This window comes from Sphingobium sp. (assembly GCF_003248505.1).
Classification (GTDB): Bacteria; Pseudomonadota; Alphaproteobacteria; order Sphingomonadales; family Sphingomonadaceae; genus Sphingobium.
Genome location: NZ_QFOA01000005.1, coordinates 15,426 through 32,936, shown reverse-complemented (window position 1 = coordinate 32,936; position 17,511 = coordinate 15,426). Strand labels below are relative to the sequence as shown.

Genomic DNA, 17,511 nt, shown 5'->3' with positions numbered 1-17,511 from the left:
TATTGCGGCATCAGGCCGTGAAAATATTTGGTTCGCATCTGCCGCCGGGTCAGTTGGCAAACAATTTTCCGCCGTCCACCACCAGGGTGTCGCCCGTGTGGTAGGCCGCCATGTCGCTTGCCAGATAGACGACCGCGCCCTCCAGATCGGCTGGCTTTCCCGCCCGGCCGAGCGGCGTTTTGGCCGCAACCATATCCGCGACCATCTGGCCGATCTGAGGGTCTGCAAATGTCATCTCGGTTTCGATGAAACCCGGCGCTACAACGTTGCAGCGCACGCCGATCGGACCGAGTTCGGCCGCCAGCGCCTTGGCGAGGGCGTTGAGCGCGCCCTTGGCAATGCCGTAATGCGCCATGGTCGGCACGCCCTGAAAGATCGAACCGCTGCCGCAGATAATAAGCGAACCGCCAGGATCGCCTGCTTGCGCACGCGCCTGCATGTGGCGCGCGCCTTCCCGCAACGTGAAGACGGCGCCATCGAGGTTGACGTCGATCAGCTTGCGATAGGTGGCGACGTCCAGGTCGGTGAAGGCCACCTGGCTGACCATGCCGGCATTGGCGACGACGGTGTCGACGCGCCCCATCGCATCGAGCGCGCGAGCGAAGCCCGCGACGATAGCGGGCTCGCTGGATACATCGACGGCATCGCAGAACACTCGTATGCCATAGGCGCGCAATTCAGCCGCCGCTTCTTCATTCTTGTCGGCACGACGCCCCCACAGGACGACATCGCTGCCGGCCCGCGCGAGGCCGCGGGCAAAACCGAAGCCCAGTCCCGAATTGGCGCCGGTGACCAGCGCTACCTTGCCGCTGAGGTCGAACAGATTTTCCGGCACATGCCTTCTCCCGATGGCCGCTCGAACCGCGGCGGCGCTTTGACCCGACATTGCTGGCGATCAAAGCAATCGACAAGCGAACCCAGTTTCGCAATCGTGCCAATGCCATCGCCAAACGGCCCTGCATTCAGTGCAAAACGCCTTCTCGAAATTGCCTCGGCGTCACGCCGGTCGCCTTACGGAAGGCTGCGGAAAAGGCGGCTGCGCTGTCGAAGCCGCAATCCCAGGCAATGATTTTGATCGCCGGGCGGGCCTGGCGCAGCAACTGTTTCGCGCGGTCGATCTTACGGTCTGTGACATAGCGGGTCAGCGTCTGGCCCGTGGCGACTTTGAACTGCCTAAAGAAATGGCGGGTGGAAAGGCCACATTCCGCCGCCAGTTCGGCAACGGACGGTGGCTTCCCGGGCTGCTCGACCCGGTCGGCTATGCGTTGCAACTGGGTTCGCGACATGCCGCCGACCGCCATTTCACCGTCTGACGTCGAACCGAGCAGATAGCGTTGCAGTTCGATTGCGGCCTGAAGCCAGATTGCCTGTGTCAGCATTTCGCTGCAAAAGCCCGGCTGCGCGATCTCGGCGGCAATGCGCCGCAAGGCCTCGCGCACCGTCGGACTGCGTACGTCGAGCGAAGCCCGCAAGGCATCGTCCGATATGTCCGGCCCATCATGGTCGAACCCCATGCCGTCGAAGCCGCAGCATATTGACGTCTGTTCGCCCTCTCCCCATTCGGTATGCAGTTCGCTTCGCGCCGGGACGAACAATATGTCGCCCAAGGCGCAGGCCTTGCCCTGTTCGATACCGCCATAACCGCCGCAGGGACGACCGGGCCGGGGGGACAGCGCCAGATCGAGAAAACTGCGCGGCGATGAAAAGACCCCGCCCTGCTGGCCGCGAAATCGGTAATGATGCAATTCCATCACCACGCCGGGCAGCGCGATCCGGCCCTGGACCGTGCAATCGATCGTCGGCGTGACGGGCAGGTCGTAGACCTGGGAAACAGCGTTCATCCAACCCCTCCGGACAGTTTTGCCTTTCGCGGCATGTTCGCCGCGCGACATGGCGCTTTTGCCGAATATTTGGCGCGACGGCGATGGCTGGGCACCTTGCGAAAGAGAGGGCGGGCGCATTTAGATGGCGCACCGAAAAAAGGAGAGAGAGATGGGCAGTGCTGTGCAGGAAGAGGCCGCGCGCCGTAACATCATCGACATCACCGACCTGCACCACCCTGTGCTGACCGATGTCCAGAAGCAGGTATTGGCGGGGGCAGAGGCTGCGGCGGATCAGATCGTCCTGAAGCCCGAGGTCATATTGGCTGCGGCGCAGGCGCAGACAGGGCTGTCGGATTTCGGCGCGGACGATTTTCGCGAACGTCTTGCCGTCTGGTGCCAGGCGGTGGACGAAGATACGAACGCTTCGGCGGTCACGCGGGCCAACCTGTTCCAGATGATGATCCGCCTTGCCGCGACTCGGCTGCGGATAGAAGGCTTGGTCAGACGCCACCCGGAGATCTTGGACATCCAGATCGACCGGCCGATCATCGTTGCGGGCCTGCCGCGATCGGGCACCACGCATCTGCTGGGCCTGCTGTCGGCTGACCGCCGTTTCCGGTCGCTGCCATGGTGGGAAGCCATCGCGCCTATCCCCGCGCCCGACGAAACCCCGACCGAAGAGGACAGCAATCCGCGCTGGACCAAGGCGGAACAGGGCTGGCGGACGATGGAATCGATCCTGCCCTATATGGCGATCATGCACGAATTTTCGCCCGATCATATCAGCGAGGATATCGAGTTGCAGGCGGTCGATTTCTCCTCCTATCTGATCGAGTGGCTGGCGCATGTGCCGCGCTGGCGCGACTATTATCTGAACCACGACCAGTCTGGCACCTATGCCTATCTGAAAAAAGGGCTCCAGGTCCTGACCTTCCTGAAAGGACCGAACCGGTGGGTCATCAAATGCCCGCAACATATGGAGCAGTTGCCTGCTCTCTATAAGACTTTTCCCGACGCCACGTTCGTTCTGACCCATCGCGATCCGGTCGGGTCGATCCGGTCGCAGCTCACCATGTACAGCTATGCGGCGCGCATGTTGCGCAAATCGGTCGATATTCAGGAGCCTCTGAGCTACTGGCCCGACCGCTATGAAAAGCTGCTTCGCGCCTGCGTGCGCGATCGCGACATCCTGCCCCCCGAACAGACAATCGACGTCTATTTTCACGACTGGATCAAAAATCCCGATCCGATCCTGAAGGCAATCTATCGCATTGCCGATATCCCACTGACCGACGAGGCGCTGGCCGATCTGCACGCCTATTTGGCCGAGCATGGCGAGCAGGCCAAGGGCAAGATCGTCTACGATCTGGAGCGTGATTTCCATGTCACCGGGGAGGAATTGCGCCGCCCCTTTGCATTCTATTTCGATAGGTTCCCAGTACAGGTCGAAGTGAAATAGCCTGTCTCACGACCTGTCTTTCGACAGGACGGAAAGCGGCGCGCGCTCACTAGGACGGGGCATCGCCTTCGATTGCACCAAAGGAATGCCATGCCGGAATTGAATGTCATCACCCGTGACGGCGCACAGCAGACGATCGACGCATCCGCCGACAGCTCGGTGATGGAAGCCATCCGCGACGCGGGCTTCGATGAGCTGCTGGCGCTTTGCGGCGGATGCTGCTCCTGCGCGACATGTCATGTCTATGTCGACCCGGCCTTCGCGCAGGCCCTCCCCCCGGTATCGGAAGACGAAAGCGATCTGTTGGACGGATCGCCCCACCGCAACGACTATTCGCGCCTGTCCTGTCAGGTCATGATGACGGAAGCCCTGTCGGGACTTACGGTCACCATCGCACCTGAAGACTGAGCATAACCCCAATCCTGAATCAATGAGAGAGGATTATCGTGGCCTGGAAAGAAGACATTCGTGAACAGCTGGACGTGTCGGGTTCGACCGTACTGACCGACAAACAGAAGAAGATGGTCAAGCATTGGACCGATCTTCAGGAAACCCTGAACGCCGGCGATTTTGACGCCATGGACCGGTTTTTCCATCCCGACTTCCGGTATGGCAACCCCAACCGCCCCGACCTGGGCACCTATGAACAGTGGAAGACCTCGCCGGTCGCACTCTACAAGACCTTTTTCCCTGCCGCCTACAAGACCATCGACGCGGTCGGTAAGGGTGACGACGAAATCTGGATCTACGCGACCCACTACTGCAAGCATGTCGGCGGACCCTATATGGGCGTACAGCCGACCGGCAACGAGTTTCAGGTCAACTGGTTCTCCATCGTCAAGTTCAAGGACGACAAGATCGTCAGCATCTTCAGCATTTCCGACGTGTTGACCATGTTGAAGGACATTGGTGTGGTGGAAGTGCCCCAGCCGGTCGATCCCTACAAGTAAGCGACTGCGCCGCTGCCCTTCTTCCGCTTCGGTCAGGCGACCGGCGGCAGCAGGGCAGCGAGCAGGAACGTGGCCAGCCTGTCGGCATGTTCGACCGCGTGGACGTCATCGACCTCCTGCCCCGCCCCCAGCCGATCCTGCATCGGCACGGCACAAAAATAATAGCCGACCCCCTGCACGAGCAGGGCCATCAAGGCCGCTGTCGAAAGACCATGAACCGGTCGCCGCAGCCGTACCGCGTCGAGCAGGCTATCGAGCCGCCGCTGGAACGGCAGCACGAAATGTTCCACGATATGATCAAGTCGCCAGGTGGAACGGCACCCTTCCATATTCGTCATCAAAACGATGTCGCTGTTGTTCGTCGCCCATAGGCAGAAACGCTGGATCAGATGGCGTAACCGGACTTCCGGATCGGCATGTTCATCGAAGGCAGCTTCGACGAACGGCGAAGCCTGACCCATGCGCCAGTCGACCGCACGTATCCACAAATCCTCCTTCCGGCCGAACCGGACATTCAGCAGATTGTGGCTGACCCCAAGCTGCTTCGACAGGTCTCGCAGCGTCGTACCTTCATAGCCGCGCTCTGCAAACGTCGCAAAGGCCAGCCCGAGCAGCTTGTCCTCGTCCAAGGCCTGAGCGGCATTGAGTGCGGGGCGACCGCGTGTGCGCTGGGGACGATCAAGCATCGACAATTCCATAACGAAAAGAGGTTGACAGATAAATTGTCATCCGTCAATTTAATCGAAAGGAGAGTGGATAGCGCTATGAGTCTCGATACTGATCTTTGGTGGGCTGTCGCACGGTCCGAGGAAGTAACCTCCCAAAAGCCGCTGTCCGTCGATATCGGCGGCCAGCCAGTGGTGCTGTGGCGCGACAATAACGGCATCGCCCGCGCGCTGGAAGATCGCTGCCCGCATCGTCGCGCGCCGCTATCGCTTGGCTGCATCCGCGACAATGGCATGATCCAGTGCGGCTATCATGGCTGGAGCTATGACGGCGAAACCGGCCGGCTCAAAGAAATCCCCAACATGAAGGATCAGCAGAAGTTTCCGCCGATATACAAGGCCAATGCCTTTGCCGTGACCGAACAGGCCGGGTTCGTGCGCGTGTGCCTCAATCCCAAGGCGGAGGCGCCACTCAGCGCCGATCCCAAATATACCTATGTCGGCACGGTCAACCTCAGCTGTAGCCATCAGGAATATCTGAACGCCCTCTATGACGATCCCGGCTTGATCATGTCGATCCGCGGCGTTCGCTTCAGCCCCTATCTTATGTCGGAACTGCACGAGGAAAACGGCCTGCTGGTGATGGAGCGGAACTGCCAATGGCATCCGCTGCATTGGCCATCGCATTTCGTGGCCGAATTTCCGTTGACCCTGTTGACGCGCACCCATCCGCTGACTGGCGAGACGCGTCTGACGCTGCGGGACGACCAGTTCAACGACCTTCTGTATGCCGTGCTCTCGCCCGTCCCCTCGGCGCGTGGCGTGACGGCGGTTCGCTGGCGCGCCCAGCTGGGTGCGCGTCATCCCGGCCTGCGCGGCGCCATCCTGCGCGGGATCAACCCGCTCACGATCTTCGATTCCGTCGACGGATCGAAATTGCGCGCCACCAAGCCTTCCGTATCACTGCATGGCGAGGATTTGCGCAAGGCCATGTTGGTAGATACGCCCGAGAACCATGATCAGACCGTAGCGGCCTGAAGGAGGATTTAAGATGCTTGAAACCGCCGACCGTCCCGTCTCGCACGATGACAACTCCGCCGCGCCGTCGGGCAACAGCCCGGTCGCGCTGAACGCCATCAACCGCTGGGTACCGCATAATCTGGTGATGCGCGACAGCTGGTTTCCGGTAGCGCACGACTATTCCGTGACCGGCAAGCCGGTCCGTCGGGCCATCTATTCGCACCCCATTTTCCTGTGGCGCGACAATGGCGTCGCTGTTGCGAGCGAATTCCACCCCAACGAACGGATCGCCCGCGACAAAAGCGAATATACCAATGCCCAGGGTCGCTATCCGGTCATGGAACATTATGGTGTGGTCTGGGTGTGGTTCGGCAACCCTCTGGCCGCTGATCCCCGCCATTTGCCCAGCCTGCCCTTCCTTCCGCCCCAGGGCGGGCTGCCGCGTCACATGACCGCGACCGTCCGCTTCGAAAGCTCGGCGCCGATCAGCTTGGAAAATCTGATTGACCTGACCCATGCCGACTTCCTGCATGCGGACGTCGTCGGTGACGAACGGTCGGACAGCGAAACTGTGGAAACCTTTTATGACAGCGAGACTGTCACGATGGTCCGCACCTGCGTCAACAAATCGGTCGCGCCGGTCATGAAATTCTTCAGCGGCATCAAGCAGCCGACCCAGAATGTGCGGCAGGTGATCCGCATCTATCTGCGCTCTCACTGCGCGATTGCCTATGGCCGCTTTAGCCCCGGCGACGATGTGCCTCTGTTCCACCCTTGCACGCCCGAAACACGGGACCGTACGCGGATGGAGATGGTCATGAACACGTCCAATGCCGGTCTGATGTTCCGCCATGTCATGCCCAAGGCGGGCTACAAGGTCTCGCGGCAGGATAGCTATATGACCTCTCCCCAGAGCCCGCGCTACATGCGCCATACCGACCGCAAGGATCTGCACAGCAAATTCGATCAGGCCGGGCAGCGCTATCGCATGGCGATGATGGAACTTGCCGACCGACAGGCGAAGGGCGATTTTGCCTATCGCGATAATGTCAGCGAAGATTGCAGCGACATTATTGGCCTGCGTAAAGAACTGTTCCAGTTCTGATTTGATCTCTCCCCATGGGCGGACGGCGACGTCCGCTCTTTTTTCTTTTCGGAGACGCCATGTCCAAGCTCGTCAATGCCGTCGGCGGCGAACGCCGCTGGTGGGCCGTTATGCCGACCCTCCCCGCCCCCGCCATGGCGGGAATCGGCCAGCAGATGGAACAGGCGGGCTTCGAGGGTTGCTTCTCGCTCCAGATCTACGGGCCGCCCTTCGTACCGATGGCCGCCACTGCCGCGCTGACAGAAAATCTGAAGGTAGGCACTGGCGTCGCGATTGCAGGAACCCGCAGTCCGGTCGAGACGGCCTATGCGGCGATGGATGTGGATCGCATTTCCAACGGTCGTTTCGTGCTGGGGCTGGGCTCCAGCATCAAAAGCTGCGTCACGGGCATGTATGGCGAGCCGGAACGCAAGCTGCTGTCTCACCTGCGCGAAAGCGTCAAGGTGATCCGCTACGTCATCGCCAATGCACATAAGGATCTCGATCCGATTGCGGGGGAATATTTCTCCGCCGATTTCGAGGAGATGATGCTGACCGCCCCCCCTGTCCGCGAAGAGATCCCGATCTGGATCGCAGCATTGCAGGAAAAGATGACCGCGCTGGCGCTTGAGGTTGGCGATGGCCTGATGGTCCACGCCCTCTGGTCCGCTGCCTATACCAAGAGCCGCCTCCCCTTCATCAACGATACGCTGGCCAAATATGGCCGCAAGCGCGAGGATATTGAAATCAACGCCTGGCCGTGGATCGCGGTCAATGACGACAAGCAGAAGGCGATCGACGACAGTCGCGCCACCGTCGCGGCCTATTCGGGCTATAAGGAATATGAGCCCTTCTTCGAAGCTATCGGCTTTGGCGATCAGGCCCGTGCCTGCCAACTTAGCCTGGGCGAGCATGGCGACATCGCAAAGGTCATCGGCAATGTATCCGATGAGATGGTCGAAGCCTTCGTGACCTGCGGGCCCGTGGACGAGGTGCTCGAAAAAATCGAGCCGTTCTGGGACGTGGTGGATTCGCTCTGCCCGATGACGCCCTATCGGGATCTCACCATGGAGCAGTTGACCGACTATAATGCGGGCCTGTTCAAGCTGGTAGCGACGACCAGAGCGCGCGCGGGCTTGGTTTCTGAACCAGCCTAAAGCGATTTCCCGCCACATGGGATCATCTGACGGTTACGAAAGCGCGGGTACAACAAGTGAGAGTGCCGATCTATGTCCTCCGATCCGATCGCATCGTATGGGATGACATAGCTTGTTGTTTTACCTCATTTTTCAAGCGAGCAGATGATTCCATCTGCTTAGGAAATGCTCCAGCCGCTACAATTAGCTAAAATATTAAGACGATGGACGCCGCGATCGGGGATAAATCCGATCCCGGCGTCCATCGTTTCAATCCGTTAAAGAAGAGCTCAGGCCGGGACCACAGCCTCCGCCATCGATTTGCCCGCGATGAAGCCGGTCACCATGGCCGGGCCGACATTGCAACCATGGGCCGGCGACTTTCCGCGCCAGATGGAATTGGCGTCGAGCCCCGCCGCAAACAATCCACCCACAGGTGCGCCATCGGTGCCGATCACGCGGCATTGCGAGTCGATCTTGAGCCCCACCGTCGTCGATCCGTCCCCGGGATAGATTTTGATCGCGTAGAAGGGCGCCGTCTCCACGCGGCCCAGGCATGGGTTGGGCTTATGCTTGGGATCGCCGATCTCGATGTCGATCTGGGTGTCGCCCTTGCCGAAATCCAGATCCTTGCCGGTTTCGGCATAGCGATTCATCTTCGCGACCGTCGCCATCAGGCCATCGGCATCGACGCCGATCTTCCCGGCAAGTTCGCGCAGACTGGGCGCCTCTATGACATAGCCTGCCGCGATCAGCTTCTTCAGGCCGCCGCCGCCGGGATATACCATGCCCATCCCATATTTCTTGATGAATGCAGCATCGCCGATGATGTGGGCAGGCACGGTGCCGCTTTTGTGCATGGCTTCCACAAAGTGGACGGAGGCTTCATTTCCGAACCGCTCGCCTTTCGCATCGACGGCGATGCAGCCCGGCTTCGACATGTCGATCAAGTGGGCGTAGCGGGCAACATAGCCATCCGGCCGCGTCATCTTGGACACCACGGCCCAAACGGCATTGACCAGATTGTCCCCGGCAAGCGATGCGCCAGCGTCCAGCCCCATGTTCATGCCGTCGCCGGTATTCTCATAGGGCAGGATCGAGACATGCTCCTCGGCATAGGGGATATAGGCCTTGCGCAATTGCTCGTTGGCAGAAAATCCGCCCGATGCCAGCAGGACGCCCAGCTTCGCTGCAATATCCTCCCCACTGACGCGCACGCCAGTCACCCGGCCTGCCTTGACCAACAGCTGATCGACGGCCGCATCCTTGCGCAGCGTGACGCCCGCATCGAGCGCAGACCGCAGCAGGCGCGCCGACAGCGCATTGCCCATGGTCAGACGCGTGCCCCGCGGATAGCGGCGGACCTTGTCCAGGCCAAATTTCGCGGCCAGCTTGCCGAAATGGACCAACGATTTGGGAGAAGGCATTTCGGCCAGATAGGGCAAATCGAACAGGTCGATCATGAAGCCGCCCGGCGCATTGAATTCCTCACGCGCGGGCCGAAGCTCGGCGAAATGATCGCCCAGCTTCTTGCCATCATATTCCTGCGGCGCGAGCAACCGGCCATGATCGGCTGCGCCAGCGACTTCCGGATACCAGTCGCTGCTGGGCGGGGAGAGAAGGAACCGGACCTGGCTGTGCTTGTCCAGCCATTCCACCATTTCCGGACCGGCATCGAGATAGGCGTCGATCAATGCGGGATCGGCGGTCGGTCCTATCACGTCCAGCACATATTGGCGGGCGACGGCGCGGCTATCGTCCACGCCAGCGGCTCTCGCCTGCGGGCTGTCGGGAATCCAGATACCGCCGCCCGAAACAGAGGTCGTGCCGCCGAAATATTGGGATTTCTCCAGCACCAGCACCGACAATCCGGCAGAAGCGGCCCTGATGGCCGCCGTCATGCCAGCCGCGCCCGATCCTACCACTACAACATCATATTGGGCCATCCGGTCCTCCCGATCCTTCTTCAGATAACCATCGAGAAAGTCGCAGCTTCCCGCGCCTTTCCCCCGGCAGGTTTCAGATTTTGGGCATGATTTCCTCGGCCACCCACTGGAGCCGGTCGAGATATTCGGTCAGCCCCGATATCCCCGGTGGCAGCGGCACGATGGTTTCGTTAACCCCCAGTTCCTTCAGCCAGCCCACCTGATCGATGACCTTTTGCGCATCCCGTGTACCGGGCGCGCGCGGGTCGTCCATAATCTCGTGATGGGCCCCGACATTGAGCATTTCGAGCGCAAAGAACAGATCGATCGGGCGGCAATCATATTCAGGCTGCGATCGGATGAAGTCGAGGCATTCGGGAAATTTTTCCGGCGGCGTGCGGAAGGGCGACCATCCATCGCCGAACTTCGCCACGCGTTTGAGCACGGGTTCGGCATCGCCGCCTAGCCAGATCGGCAAGCGCGGCTGCTGGACCGGCTTGGGCGCAAAACCGACATTTCGGAACTGCACAAATTCACCGTCGAACTCGGGCTTGTCGGCGGTCCACAGTTCGATGATCGCCGCGATATACTCATCGGCCATGCGTCCGCGCTTGTGAAAGTCGACATTCAGCATGTCGAATTCTTCCTTCAGCCAGCCGACCCCGAACAGCGCGGTGGCGCGACCGCCGCTCAGCCAGTCGAGCGTCGACCATGCCTTGGCTTGCACGATCGGGCTTTGCAACGGCAGAATCGACACGGACGAGCTGAGTTTCATAGTCTTGGTGCGACCGGCCAGGAAAGACAGGGCGACCGTGCCATGCACATAATGATCGCCCGAAAGATCGATATGCTCCTGCGGGATGATGAAATGTTCACCCAACATGCATTTGTTGAAACCCAGTCCGTCGGCGGTTGCCATCGCTCGGCCGATGTCGTCTCCGGTCAGACCATATTCCCAGGGTTGCGTCATCGCCGCGACATGCATGCTGTTTGGCACGCCCACGTTCAGTTTCATCGACCGATCCTCCCTGGTTTCCAGATTGGCGGGCAGAATGGCCCCGATAGATTCGACTACACCTTCCCTTGGGAAGGATATAGCAGATCAAGTCCTCAGCCTTGCTCTGCCGAGAACATATCATGAAGCTCGGCCAAATCTGCGGGCGTGTCGATGTCGAAGCCGAGGGCGGCCCGTTCCACGATCGCCGCTCCCGAGCGCTGCTGCCTGTGGAGCATAAGACTATCGCGTCCGAAGGCGAAGCGGAACGGATTGGCGTCCCGAAGTGCCACCGCATTTGTGCCGCGACCGTGCCGATCTGGTGCGAAAGCGCAGCCGCAATCGTCTGCAGCGTCGAGCAAGGCTTGGATATCTTGCACCGTCAGATGCGGCAAATCGGCATGGATCACGAGCATGGGACGATTACCCAATTGCGCGCGCGCTCCCTGCAACTCCGGATTGAGGCCTTTTCCGCTGTCGGGCAACCATTGCACCGGCCATTCGGAAACTTCCGCCGGCGCAAGAAGATAGAGGGAGTTGATCGCATTCACATTGGACAGGCATGAGATGACTCGCGTGGCCATCGCGAACGCCAACGCGACGCGTTCGGCGGGTTCCAGCACGTCCTGCAGCCGCGACTTACTTTCCGCACCCTGTTTCAAAGGGACGAGGGCAGCCCAGTCCGTCACGGTCGAAGGGTGAGCGCGAGATCGAGCGCCGCCTGCGCTACGCGAATTTTGTCCTCCAGTGTCGTCATCAAGGTCGGGCAACGCCCAACGACGATGTCCGGCGCCTCGCATCGATCTCCGCTATCGATCAAGATGGCATCGATCAATCCGGCATAATGCCGTGCAATGCTGTCGTTATCGACCGCCATGCCCAATTCCTGCATCAGCTTGGCAGTCGGGCCCTTGACCGCCGTACCGCCTACGAGCGGAGACACGGCGATCACGGGCGCCCTGGTCTTCTTGATCGCCAAGCTTAGTCCAGGCACGGCCAGCAAGGGATCGACACTGAGAAATGGGTTGGACGGGGCGAACAATATCGCGTCCGCCGCCTCGATAGCATCAATGACGCCGGGAGCTGGACCGGCGTCCGTCGCCCCTTCAAAAATGATCTGCCGCACAACCGGCGCGCAACGCTGCTCGACGAAATAGCGTTGAAACTCCAGACGTCCCTGTTCTGTATCCACTACCGTAGATACCGCCTGGTCGCTCATGGGCAATATCCGGGCCGCTATGTCCCACTGGGCAGCAAATCGCGCAGTGATTTGCGACAGGCTCTGCCCTTGCGCCAGCGCATGGGTCCGCGCCACATGCAAAGCCAGATCGCCATCGCCGAGTTGGAACCAGTCCTCTCCTCCCAATTCGCGAAGGGCTGCCATGAAACTCCAGCTTTCGCCTTCCCTCCCCCAACCCTGCACGCCGTTCGCCTTGCCTGACAGAGTATAGAGCAAGGTATCGATATCGGGCGATATATGCAGCCCCAAATGCCGGAAATCATCTCCGGTATTTACAATCGCCGTCAACGTATCGCCGGCCACGATGTGCGACAGACCTAGAACCAGCTTCGCGCCGCCCACTCCGCCGGTCAGGACGACAACGCGATTCATGCGAAGAGATCTTCATGCACAGGGCGCACCAGATCGGCGGCAGGACGAGCCTGGCCGGTCAGTGTGCAACCCCGCACCAGCGCCGCCGGTATGCCCTCCGCGCCTTCCCCGGTGGCGAGGCAGGCGGCCGTCGCGACGATATCGGCCAACGCCACCTGGGTGACTTCCAGCGTCCGACCGTCGCGATCCAGTTCACCCCTGCGATCCTGCAACGCCGGCAATCCGGCCGCGCCAATGGCCACCGCCACCACGCCCATCCGCCAAGGCCGACCGAAACTGTCAGAGATGACCACGGGCAGGCCCAAGCGCGCATGCAATTGCAAAGCCGTTCCATCGGGATCGACCGGAAGAAGCAAGGCGCGATCGCCCTCCCCCTCCCCGATATTGGAACGATCGATTCCAGCATTGGCCATGACATGACCCAGCCCGTGGCGCGCAATCAGGACATGGGGCACCGCGCGCAGGATGGCGCTGGATTCATCCAGCACCAGTTGCACGAGCCGAGAATCCTTGCGCGTGATATCGGCCAGGCGCCGTGCCTCTGTACCGGGCTCTACGTCAGCCAGGGATATAAATCGCCCCTCCGCCTTGGACACGATCTTCTGCGTTACGACCAGAAGATCGCCAGCGCGGGGTTCGACACCGCACCGGTCCAAAGCCAAATGTAGGATGTCCGCCAGATCGTCGCCCGGTCTGACCTCTCCAATTCCGGTCAACGGTACGATTTCGATCATCGAATACACCTCAAGCTTCGGGCGGGATCAAATCTCCTGTGATGCGAATACCCGCACCGTCAACCTTGTAGGTCTTGTTCATGAAAATGAGGATCGAGGTCAGCGCCTCGGCGGCGGCGGAGTTTACCAGGGCGCCGCCGTGAAGTCCCCGCAAACCCATAGCATCGGCCAGCGCCACGATGCGGCCACGAGCGTCTTTGTCGTCGCCGAACACCAGCACATCGCAACCGACATCGACGTCCTTTGCCAATTTGTGCGCCGCGACATTATGGAAAGCCGACACCAGCGCCACGCCTTCTCCAAGTACCGCCTGCGCCTTCTGCGCAGCGGAGCCTTCCTCGGGCAACTGGACCCGCATAACTTTTGGCGGCACGAGGGGGACCGTCGTATCCACGACCAATTTGCCGACGACATGCGGCGCGATTTCGCGAAGCGTCGCTTCCTGGGCGGCGAAGGGCACCGTCACGATGACGATGTCAGCCTGCGCAACGACATCCACATTGGCACCGCCCTGCAGGCCATGTCCCAATTCAGCAGCGGCCTTTTGCGCGCTTTCCGCGCTACGCGATCCGATCGTGACGGGATAGCCAGCGCGCCCCAGGCGCCAGGCAATCGCAGCGCCCAGATTACCGGTTCCGCCGACGACGGCAATGGCGGGAAGAGTCATATATTGTCCTTCAGTTACGCTCACGAGCGATATGGCAGATGATTCAGGATAGTCCAGCCAGAGCGGCACGCCGCGGTCTAACCGGTTCGTAAAGCGTGGTGCGTTGTAGCACAGGCCGTCCGACCGATGCCGCCAGCGCCTGCATTTCCTTCGGACCGAATTCCTGCCCGTTGACGCCACCCGCAGCCCGGGTGATGGATTCGTCCATCAGCGTGCCGCCCATGTCGTTGGCGCCCGCATTCAGGATCGCTGCAGCGCCCTCTGGCCCCATCTTCACCCAGGACACCTGGATGTTTGGGATCACCGGATGCAGCACGATGCGTGCCACGGCGTGCATCAGCACCGCTTCACGATAGCTCGGCCCCGATCTCGCCAGCCCCTTGCGCCATATCGGCGATTCCATATGGACGAAGGGCAGCGGCACGAACTCGGTGAAGCCGCCGGTCTCTTCCTGCAATCCGCGAATGCGGAGAAGATGCCGGGCCCAATGCCTATATTCTTCGACATGGCCGAACATGATCGTGGCCGTGCTGCGCAGGCCCACGCCGTGCGCCACGCGCATCACCTCGATCCATTCATCCGCCGTCACCTTGTCCGGGCAGATGATAGCGCGAATTTCGGGGTCGAGTATCTCCGCCGCCGTACCGGGCAGCGTGGACAGCCCCGCCTCCTTCAGCCGCGCCAGATAATCTTCCAGCGGCAGGCCGAGCGTGCGCGCGCCATGCGTCACTTCCAGCGGCGAAAAGGCGTGGATGTGAATATCCGGCGCGGCCTGGCGCACGGTCTTGAGGACATTGAGATAAGTATGCCCGTCATAATCGGGATGAATCCCGCCCTGCAGGCAGACTTCGGTCGCGCCACGATCCCAGGCTTCGGCCGCGCGACGTCCGACCTCGTCCATGTCCAGCCTGTAGGCCGGACCGCGCATCGCCTTGGTGCTGCCCTTGGAAAAGGCGCAGAAGCCGCATTTATAGAGGCAGATATTGGTATAGTTGATGTTGCGGTTGACGGCATAGGTCAGCGTGTCGCCCACGGCTTGCCATCTCAACCGGTCTGCCCGGTCAACGATGGCGGCGAGATCATGCTGCTCGGCACCGAACAGGGTCACGATATCCCGTTCGCTCAGCCGTTTACCTTCCTCCGCAGCGTCAAGGATGGACAGGATCGATGGGGAGGCGGAACCGGACTCCAGCGGCATGATGTCCGGCGCGGAATCGCCATGCCCTGCGAACCAATCGTCGCCCTTGGGCAATCCCCGTCCATCGATAGCGCGCAAAATATGCGCAGCGACGGCAGGCGCAGCCCAATCCCGCGCGCCAAGGGCATAGCGCGGGCCGATGGCCAGCCGTTGCATCAACTGGCGACCCGCGGCGTTGGTGGCGTCTTCCAATATCTCCAGATGCGGCCAGGGAGCCTCCGGATTCACATGGTCCGGCGTCACCGGCGACACCCCGCCCCAGTCGTTGACGCCAGCCCGGATCAGCGGCGCCAGATCGACGCGATCGTGCAGATTGGGCGGCGCCTGGATCGTCATCTCAGGCCCCAGGATGATGCGCGCGGCGGCAACCGCCCAAAGATGATCGTCGAGCGAGGGTTCTGCATGGTCGGCCATGCGCGTTCCAGGCTTTGCCCGAAAATTCTGGATGATGACTTCCTGAATATGGCCATAGCGCCGGTGCAGGTCGCGGATGGCGACCAGCGCATCCACCTGCTCATCGCGGGTTTCGCCGATGCCGATCAGCAAGCCCGTGGTGAACGGCACGCGCGCCCGTCCGGCATCCTCGATAGCGGCCAGGCGCAGGGCTGGCACCTTATCGGGCGAGCCGAAATGCGGGCCGCTTCGCGCGCACAGGCGATCGGAGCTGCTTTCCAGCATGATGCCCATAGAGGCGGCATGCGGCCGCAAGAGCGCATAGTCCTCGCTGTCCATAAGGCCAGGATTGAGATGCGGCAGCAAGCCCGTCTCGCGGAAGACAAGCTCTGCCATTTCGGCCAGATAGGACAGGGTCGAGTCATGCCCCAGCGCCGCCAAGGCTTCACGCGCGGCGGCGTAGCGGGATTCAGGCCGATCGCCCAGCGTAAACAACGCTTCGCGGCAACCGGCGGCCGCACCTGCGCGAGCGATGGCCAGAACCTCGTCCTTACCCAGATAGGCGTCGCCAGCGCGGGCAGGCGTGGTAGCAAAGGTGCAGTAATGGCAAACGTCACGGCATAATTTGGTGAGCGGAATGAAGACCTTGCGCGAATAAGTCACGCGACGGCCATGCGCGGCCATCGTCATCGCCTCCGCCACTGCCATCATGTCTTCGAGCGTCCGTGTTTTCAACACTTCCGCGATGCCCGCCGCTTCGTCTTCGCTCAGGTGCAGTAGATCCAGTATCACATCATACTCCGCGCTCGGGCAAGCCCGTGAATCGTTTCTAGCGGCGCCGCGTGCCCAGGCAAGGCCGCAATGAAGGTAGATACACCCATCGCTTTCAAGCTCCGCAACATATCTACGGCCGCATCTTCCGGGCCGGCCAGCGTATCGAAGTCCGCTAAAAACTCGGTCAGGCCCAATTCCTCCATCAGTGCCACATTTCTGCCGCCCACGACCACATGTTCAGTGGGATCGTAACGCGCATGCAACGCGTCGATCTTGCCGCGAAACTGTGTAGGGACACGCGCCAGGGTTTCGGGCGTGCGAAAGGCCATGCCGTTGACGACGATGAATGCCCTGAGGTCGTCCACTGCCTCGGCCCGGGTGGGGCGGATGGATGCGAAGGATACCACCCATATGTCGATCGACAGGGGGTTGCGACCTGCTGCCTGCGCCGCCGCCCGGACAATGTCGATCCTATCCTTCAGAGCGTCGAGATGCCGTTCCCCCGCGAAGAGTATGACACCGTCGGCCTGCTCGCCGGCCAATGCCAATGCCTTGGGACCGAAAGCCGAATAATAGATCGGAATTGGGCGGGCGAAACGGAGCGGACTGATGTGCGCGCCGTCCATCTGCGTCGGTTTTCCGGCGAACAGGTCGCGTAACGCCGACAGTTCCTTGCGGATTTCCTGCTGCGTGGCGGGTGGGCGGCCGATCGCCATCACCGTGCTGGCGCCGGTCGCCAGGCCCAGCGCCACTCGACCGCCGGAAAGATCGTCGATGCTGCCGAGGGCAGAGGCCGTTACCAGCGGATGCCGCATGAAGGGCGAGGTGACCAGCGGTGCCAGAATAGCGTTCGGCGCTTCAAGCGCAGCAAGCGTCAACGACACATAGAGCTCGTGCCAACCCGCTGGCGAATCGCCCACGTTGATCAGATCGAAACCGAGATCCGAGGCGAGACGGACTTCCTCTCGGAATCCGTCCAGCCTGTCTCCCCACATGCTGCATATGCCGAGCTTCATGGTCTTCCTCTCGGGACCTTCCTAAGCCCTGCCGTCCATGCGCAAACCTGTCCTTATAAAG

Annotated in this window: 17 protein-coding genes; 6 read left to right on the top strand and 11 right to left on the bottom strand. The window is 61.1% G+C overall.

The genetic code is table 11. The annotated features are described in order from the left end of the window. Positions 1-49: 49 nt before the first annotated feature. Complete coding sequence (locus DI606_RS03620; RefSeq protein ID WP_293979819.1) at positions 50-835, bottom strand: SDR family oxidoreductase; 786 nt, start codon at positions 833-835, stop codon at positions 50-52. A 127-nt stretch (positions 836-962) separates the two neighbouring features. After that, positions 963-1,841: an AraC family transcriptional regulator gene (locus tag DI606_RS03615; protein WP_293979818.1), complete on the bottom strand. Its 879-nt coding sequence runs from the start codon at positions 1,839-1,841 to the stop codon at positions 963-965. Positions 1,842-1,992: 151 nt separating this feature from the next. Between DI606_RS03615 and DI606_RS03610 the strand changes: the two genes are divergently transcribed. From DI606_RS03610 to DI606_RS03600, 3 genes are all read left to right on the top strand, one after another. Beyond that, positions 1,993-3,282, top strand: coding sequence for a sulfotransferase (locus DI606_RS03610; RefSeq protein WP_293979817.1), 1,290 nt, complete (start codon positions 1,993-1,995; stop codon positions 3,280-3,282). Between the two features lie 90 nt (positions 3,283-3,372). Continuing rightward, on the top strand, positions 3,373-3,690 hold the full coding sequence (locus DI606_RS03605) for a 2Fe-2S iron-sulfur cluster-binding protein (protein ID WP_062731375.1): 318 nt from the start codon (positions 3,373-3,375) through the stop codon (positions 3,688-3,690). 38 nt (positions 3,691-3,728) lie between these two features. Then, the gene (locus DI606_RS03600) at positions 3,729-4,232 is read left to right on the top strand and encodes an ester cyclase (protein ID WP_293979816.1); all 504 of its coding nucleotides are present in this window, start codon (positions 3,729-3,731) and stop codon (positions 4,230-4,232) included. Positions 4,233-4,264: 32 nt separating this feature from the next. Here the strand turns inward: DI606_RS03600 and DI606_RS03595 are convergent, their stop codons facing one another. Beyond that, on the bottom strand, positions 4,265-4,918 hold the full coding sequence (locus tag DI606_RS03595) for a TetR/AcrR family transcriptional regulator (RefSeq protein ID WP_293979815.1): 654 nt from the start codon (positions 4,916-4,918) through the stop codon (positions 4,265-4,267). A 78-nt stretch (positions 4,919-4,996) separates the two neighbouring features. On the opposite strand from DI606_RS03595, the gene DI606_RS03590 reads away from it, so the two are divergent. From DI606_RS03590 to DI606_RS03580, 3 genes are read left to right on the top strand one after another with little or no spacing between them, the layout of a single operon-like run. Further along, positions 4,997-5,935 carry a Rieske (2Fe-2S) protein gene (locus DI606_RS03590; protein ID WP_293979814.1) on the top strand — a complete coding sequence of 313 codons (939 nt, stop codon included), beginning with the start codon at positions 4,997-4,999 and terminating at the stop codon, positions 5,933-5,935. 13 nt (positions 5,936-5,948) lie between these two features. After that, positions 5,949-7,022: an aromatic ring-hydroxylating dioxygenase subunit alpha gene (locus tag DI606_RS03585; protein WP_293979812.1), complete on the top strand. Its 1,074-nt coding sequence runs from the start codon at positions 5,949-5,951 to the stop codon at positions 7,020-7,022. Positions 7,023-7,081: 59 nt separating this feature from the next. Then, on the top strand, positions 7,082-8,158 hold the full coding sequence (locus DI606_RS03580; RefSeq protein ID WP_293979811.1) for an LLM class flavin-dependent oxidoreductase: 1,077 nt from the start codon (positions 7,082-7,084) through the stop codon (positions 8,156-8,158). Between the two features lie 269 nt (positions 8,159-8,427). Here the strand turns inward: DI606_RS03580 and DI606_RS03575 are convergent, their stop codons facing one another. The 8 genes from DI606_RS03575 to DI606_RS03540 form a co-directional block, all read right to left on the bottom strand. Then, the gene (locus DI606_RS03575) at positions 8,428-10,083 is read right to left on the bottom strand and encodes an FAD-dependent oxidoreductase (protein WP_293979810.1); all 1,656 of its coding nucleotides are present in this window, start codon (positions 10,081-10,083) and stop codon (positions 8,428-8,430) included. Between the two features lie 73 nt (positions 10,084-10,156). Then, positions 10,157-11,077, bottom strand: coding sequence for a TIGR03619 family F420-dependent LLM class oxidoreductase (locus tag DI606_RS03570; protein WP_293979808.1), 921 nt, complete (start codon positions 11,075-11,077; stop codon positions 10,157-10,159). 95 nt (positions 11,078-11,172) lie between these two features. Continuing rightward, entirely contained in the window at positions 11,173-11,718 is a 546-nt protein-coding gene (gene cofC, locus DI606_RS03565; RefSeq protein WP_293979806.1) for a 2-phospho-L-lactate guanylyltransferase, read from the bottom strand. Positions 11,719-11,741: 23 nt separating this feature from the next. Continuing rightward, positions 11,742-12,668 (bottom strand): 2-phospho-L-lactate transferase, encoded by a 927-nt coding sequence (cofD, locus tag DI606_RS03560; RefSeq protein WP_293979804.1) that lies wholly within the window; start codon positions 12,666-12,668, stop codon positions 11,742-11,744. After that, complete coding sequence (cofE, locus tag DI606_RS03555) at positions 12,665-13,402, bottom strand: coenzyme F420-0:L-glutamate ligase (RefSeq protein WP_293979802.1); 738 nt, start codon at positions 13,400-13,402, stop codon at positions 12,665-12,667. Before cofE ends, cofD begins: the two co-directional genes overlap by 4 nt. 10 nt (positions 13,403-13,412) lie before the next feature. After that, entirely contained in the window at positions 13,413-14,069 is a 657-nt protein-coding gene (npdG, locus tag DI606_RS03550; protein ID WP_293979800.1) for an NADPH-dependent F420 reductase, read from the bottom strand. A gap of 43 nt (positions 14,070-14,112) precedes the next feature. Further along, positions 14,113-16,452, bottom strand: a complete 2,340-nt coding sequence (cofH, locus tag DI606_RS03545) for a 5-amino-6-(D-ribitylamino)uracil--L-tyrosine 4-hydroxyphenyl transferase CofH (protein ID WP_293979799.1) — start codon at positions 16,450-16,452, stop codon at positions 14,113-14,115. Beyond that, on the bottom strand, positions 16,449-17,450 hold the full coding sequence (locus DI606_RS03540) for an LLM class flavin-dependent oxidoreductase (protein ID WP_293979798.1): 1,002 nt from the start codon (positions 17,448-17,450) through the stop codon (positions 16,449-16,451). The genes cofH and DI606_RS03540 overlap by 4 nt, the downstream gene beginning before the upstream one ends. Between the last annotated feature and the right edge of the window lie 61 nt (positions 17,451-17,511).

Bases quoted from the DNA above. Each gene is read 5' to 3' on its own strand.
- DI606_RS03615 (WP_293979818.1), bottom strand. From the start codon at position 1,841: ATGAACGCTGTTTCCCAGGTCTACGACCTGCCCGTCACGCCGACGATC.
- DI606_RS03610 (WP_293979817.1), top strand. From the start codon at position 1,993: ATGGGCAGTGCTGTGCAGGAAGAGGCCGCGCGCCGTAACATCATCGAC.
- DI606_RS03605 (WP_062731375.1), top strand. From the start codon at position 3,373: ATGCCGGAATTGAATGTCATCACCCGTGACGGCGCACAGCAGACGATC.
- DI606_RS03595 (WP_293979815.1), bottom strand. From the start codon at position 4,918: ATGCTTGATCGTCCCCAGCGCACACGCGGTCGCCCCGCACTCAATGCC.
- DI606_RS03590 (WP_293979814.1), top strand. From the start codon at position 4,997: ATGAGTCTCGATACTGATCTTTGGTGGGCTGTCGCACGGTCCGAGGAA.
- DI606_RS03585 (WP_293979812.1), top strand. From the start codon at position 5,949: ATGCTTGAAACCGCCGACCGTCCCGTCTCGCACGATGACAACTCCGCC.
- DI606_RS03580 (WP_293979811.1), top strand. From the start codon at position 7,082: ATGTCCAAGCTCGTCAATGCCGTCGGCGGCGAACGCCGCTGGTGGGCC.
- DI606_RS03575 (WP_293979810.1), bottom strand. From the start codon at position 10,083: ATGGCCCAATATGATGTTGTAGTGGTAGGATCGGGCGCGGCTGGCATG.
- DI606_RS03570 (WP_293979808.1), bottom strand. From the start codon at position 11,077: ATGAAACTGAACGTGGGCGTGCCAAACAGCATGCATGTCGCGGCGATG.
- cofD (WP_293979804.1), bottom strand. From the start codon at position 12,668: ATGAATCGCGTTGTCGTCCTGACCGGCGGAGTGGGCGGCGCGAAGCTG.
- cofE (WP_293979802.1), bottom strand. From the start codon at position 13,402: ATGATCGAAATCGTACCGTTGACCGGAATTGGAGAGGTCAGACCGGGC.
- npdG (WP_293979800.1), bottom strand. From the start codon at position 14,069: ATGACTCTTCCCGCCATTGCCGTCGTCGGCGGAACCGGTAATCTGGGC.
- DI606_RS03540 (WP_293979798.1), bottom strand. From the start codon at position 17,450: ATGAAGCTCGGCATATGCAGCATGTGGGGAGACAGGCTGGACGGATTC.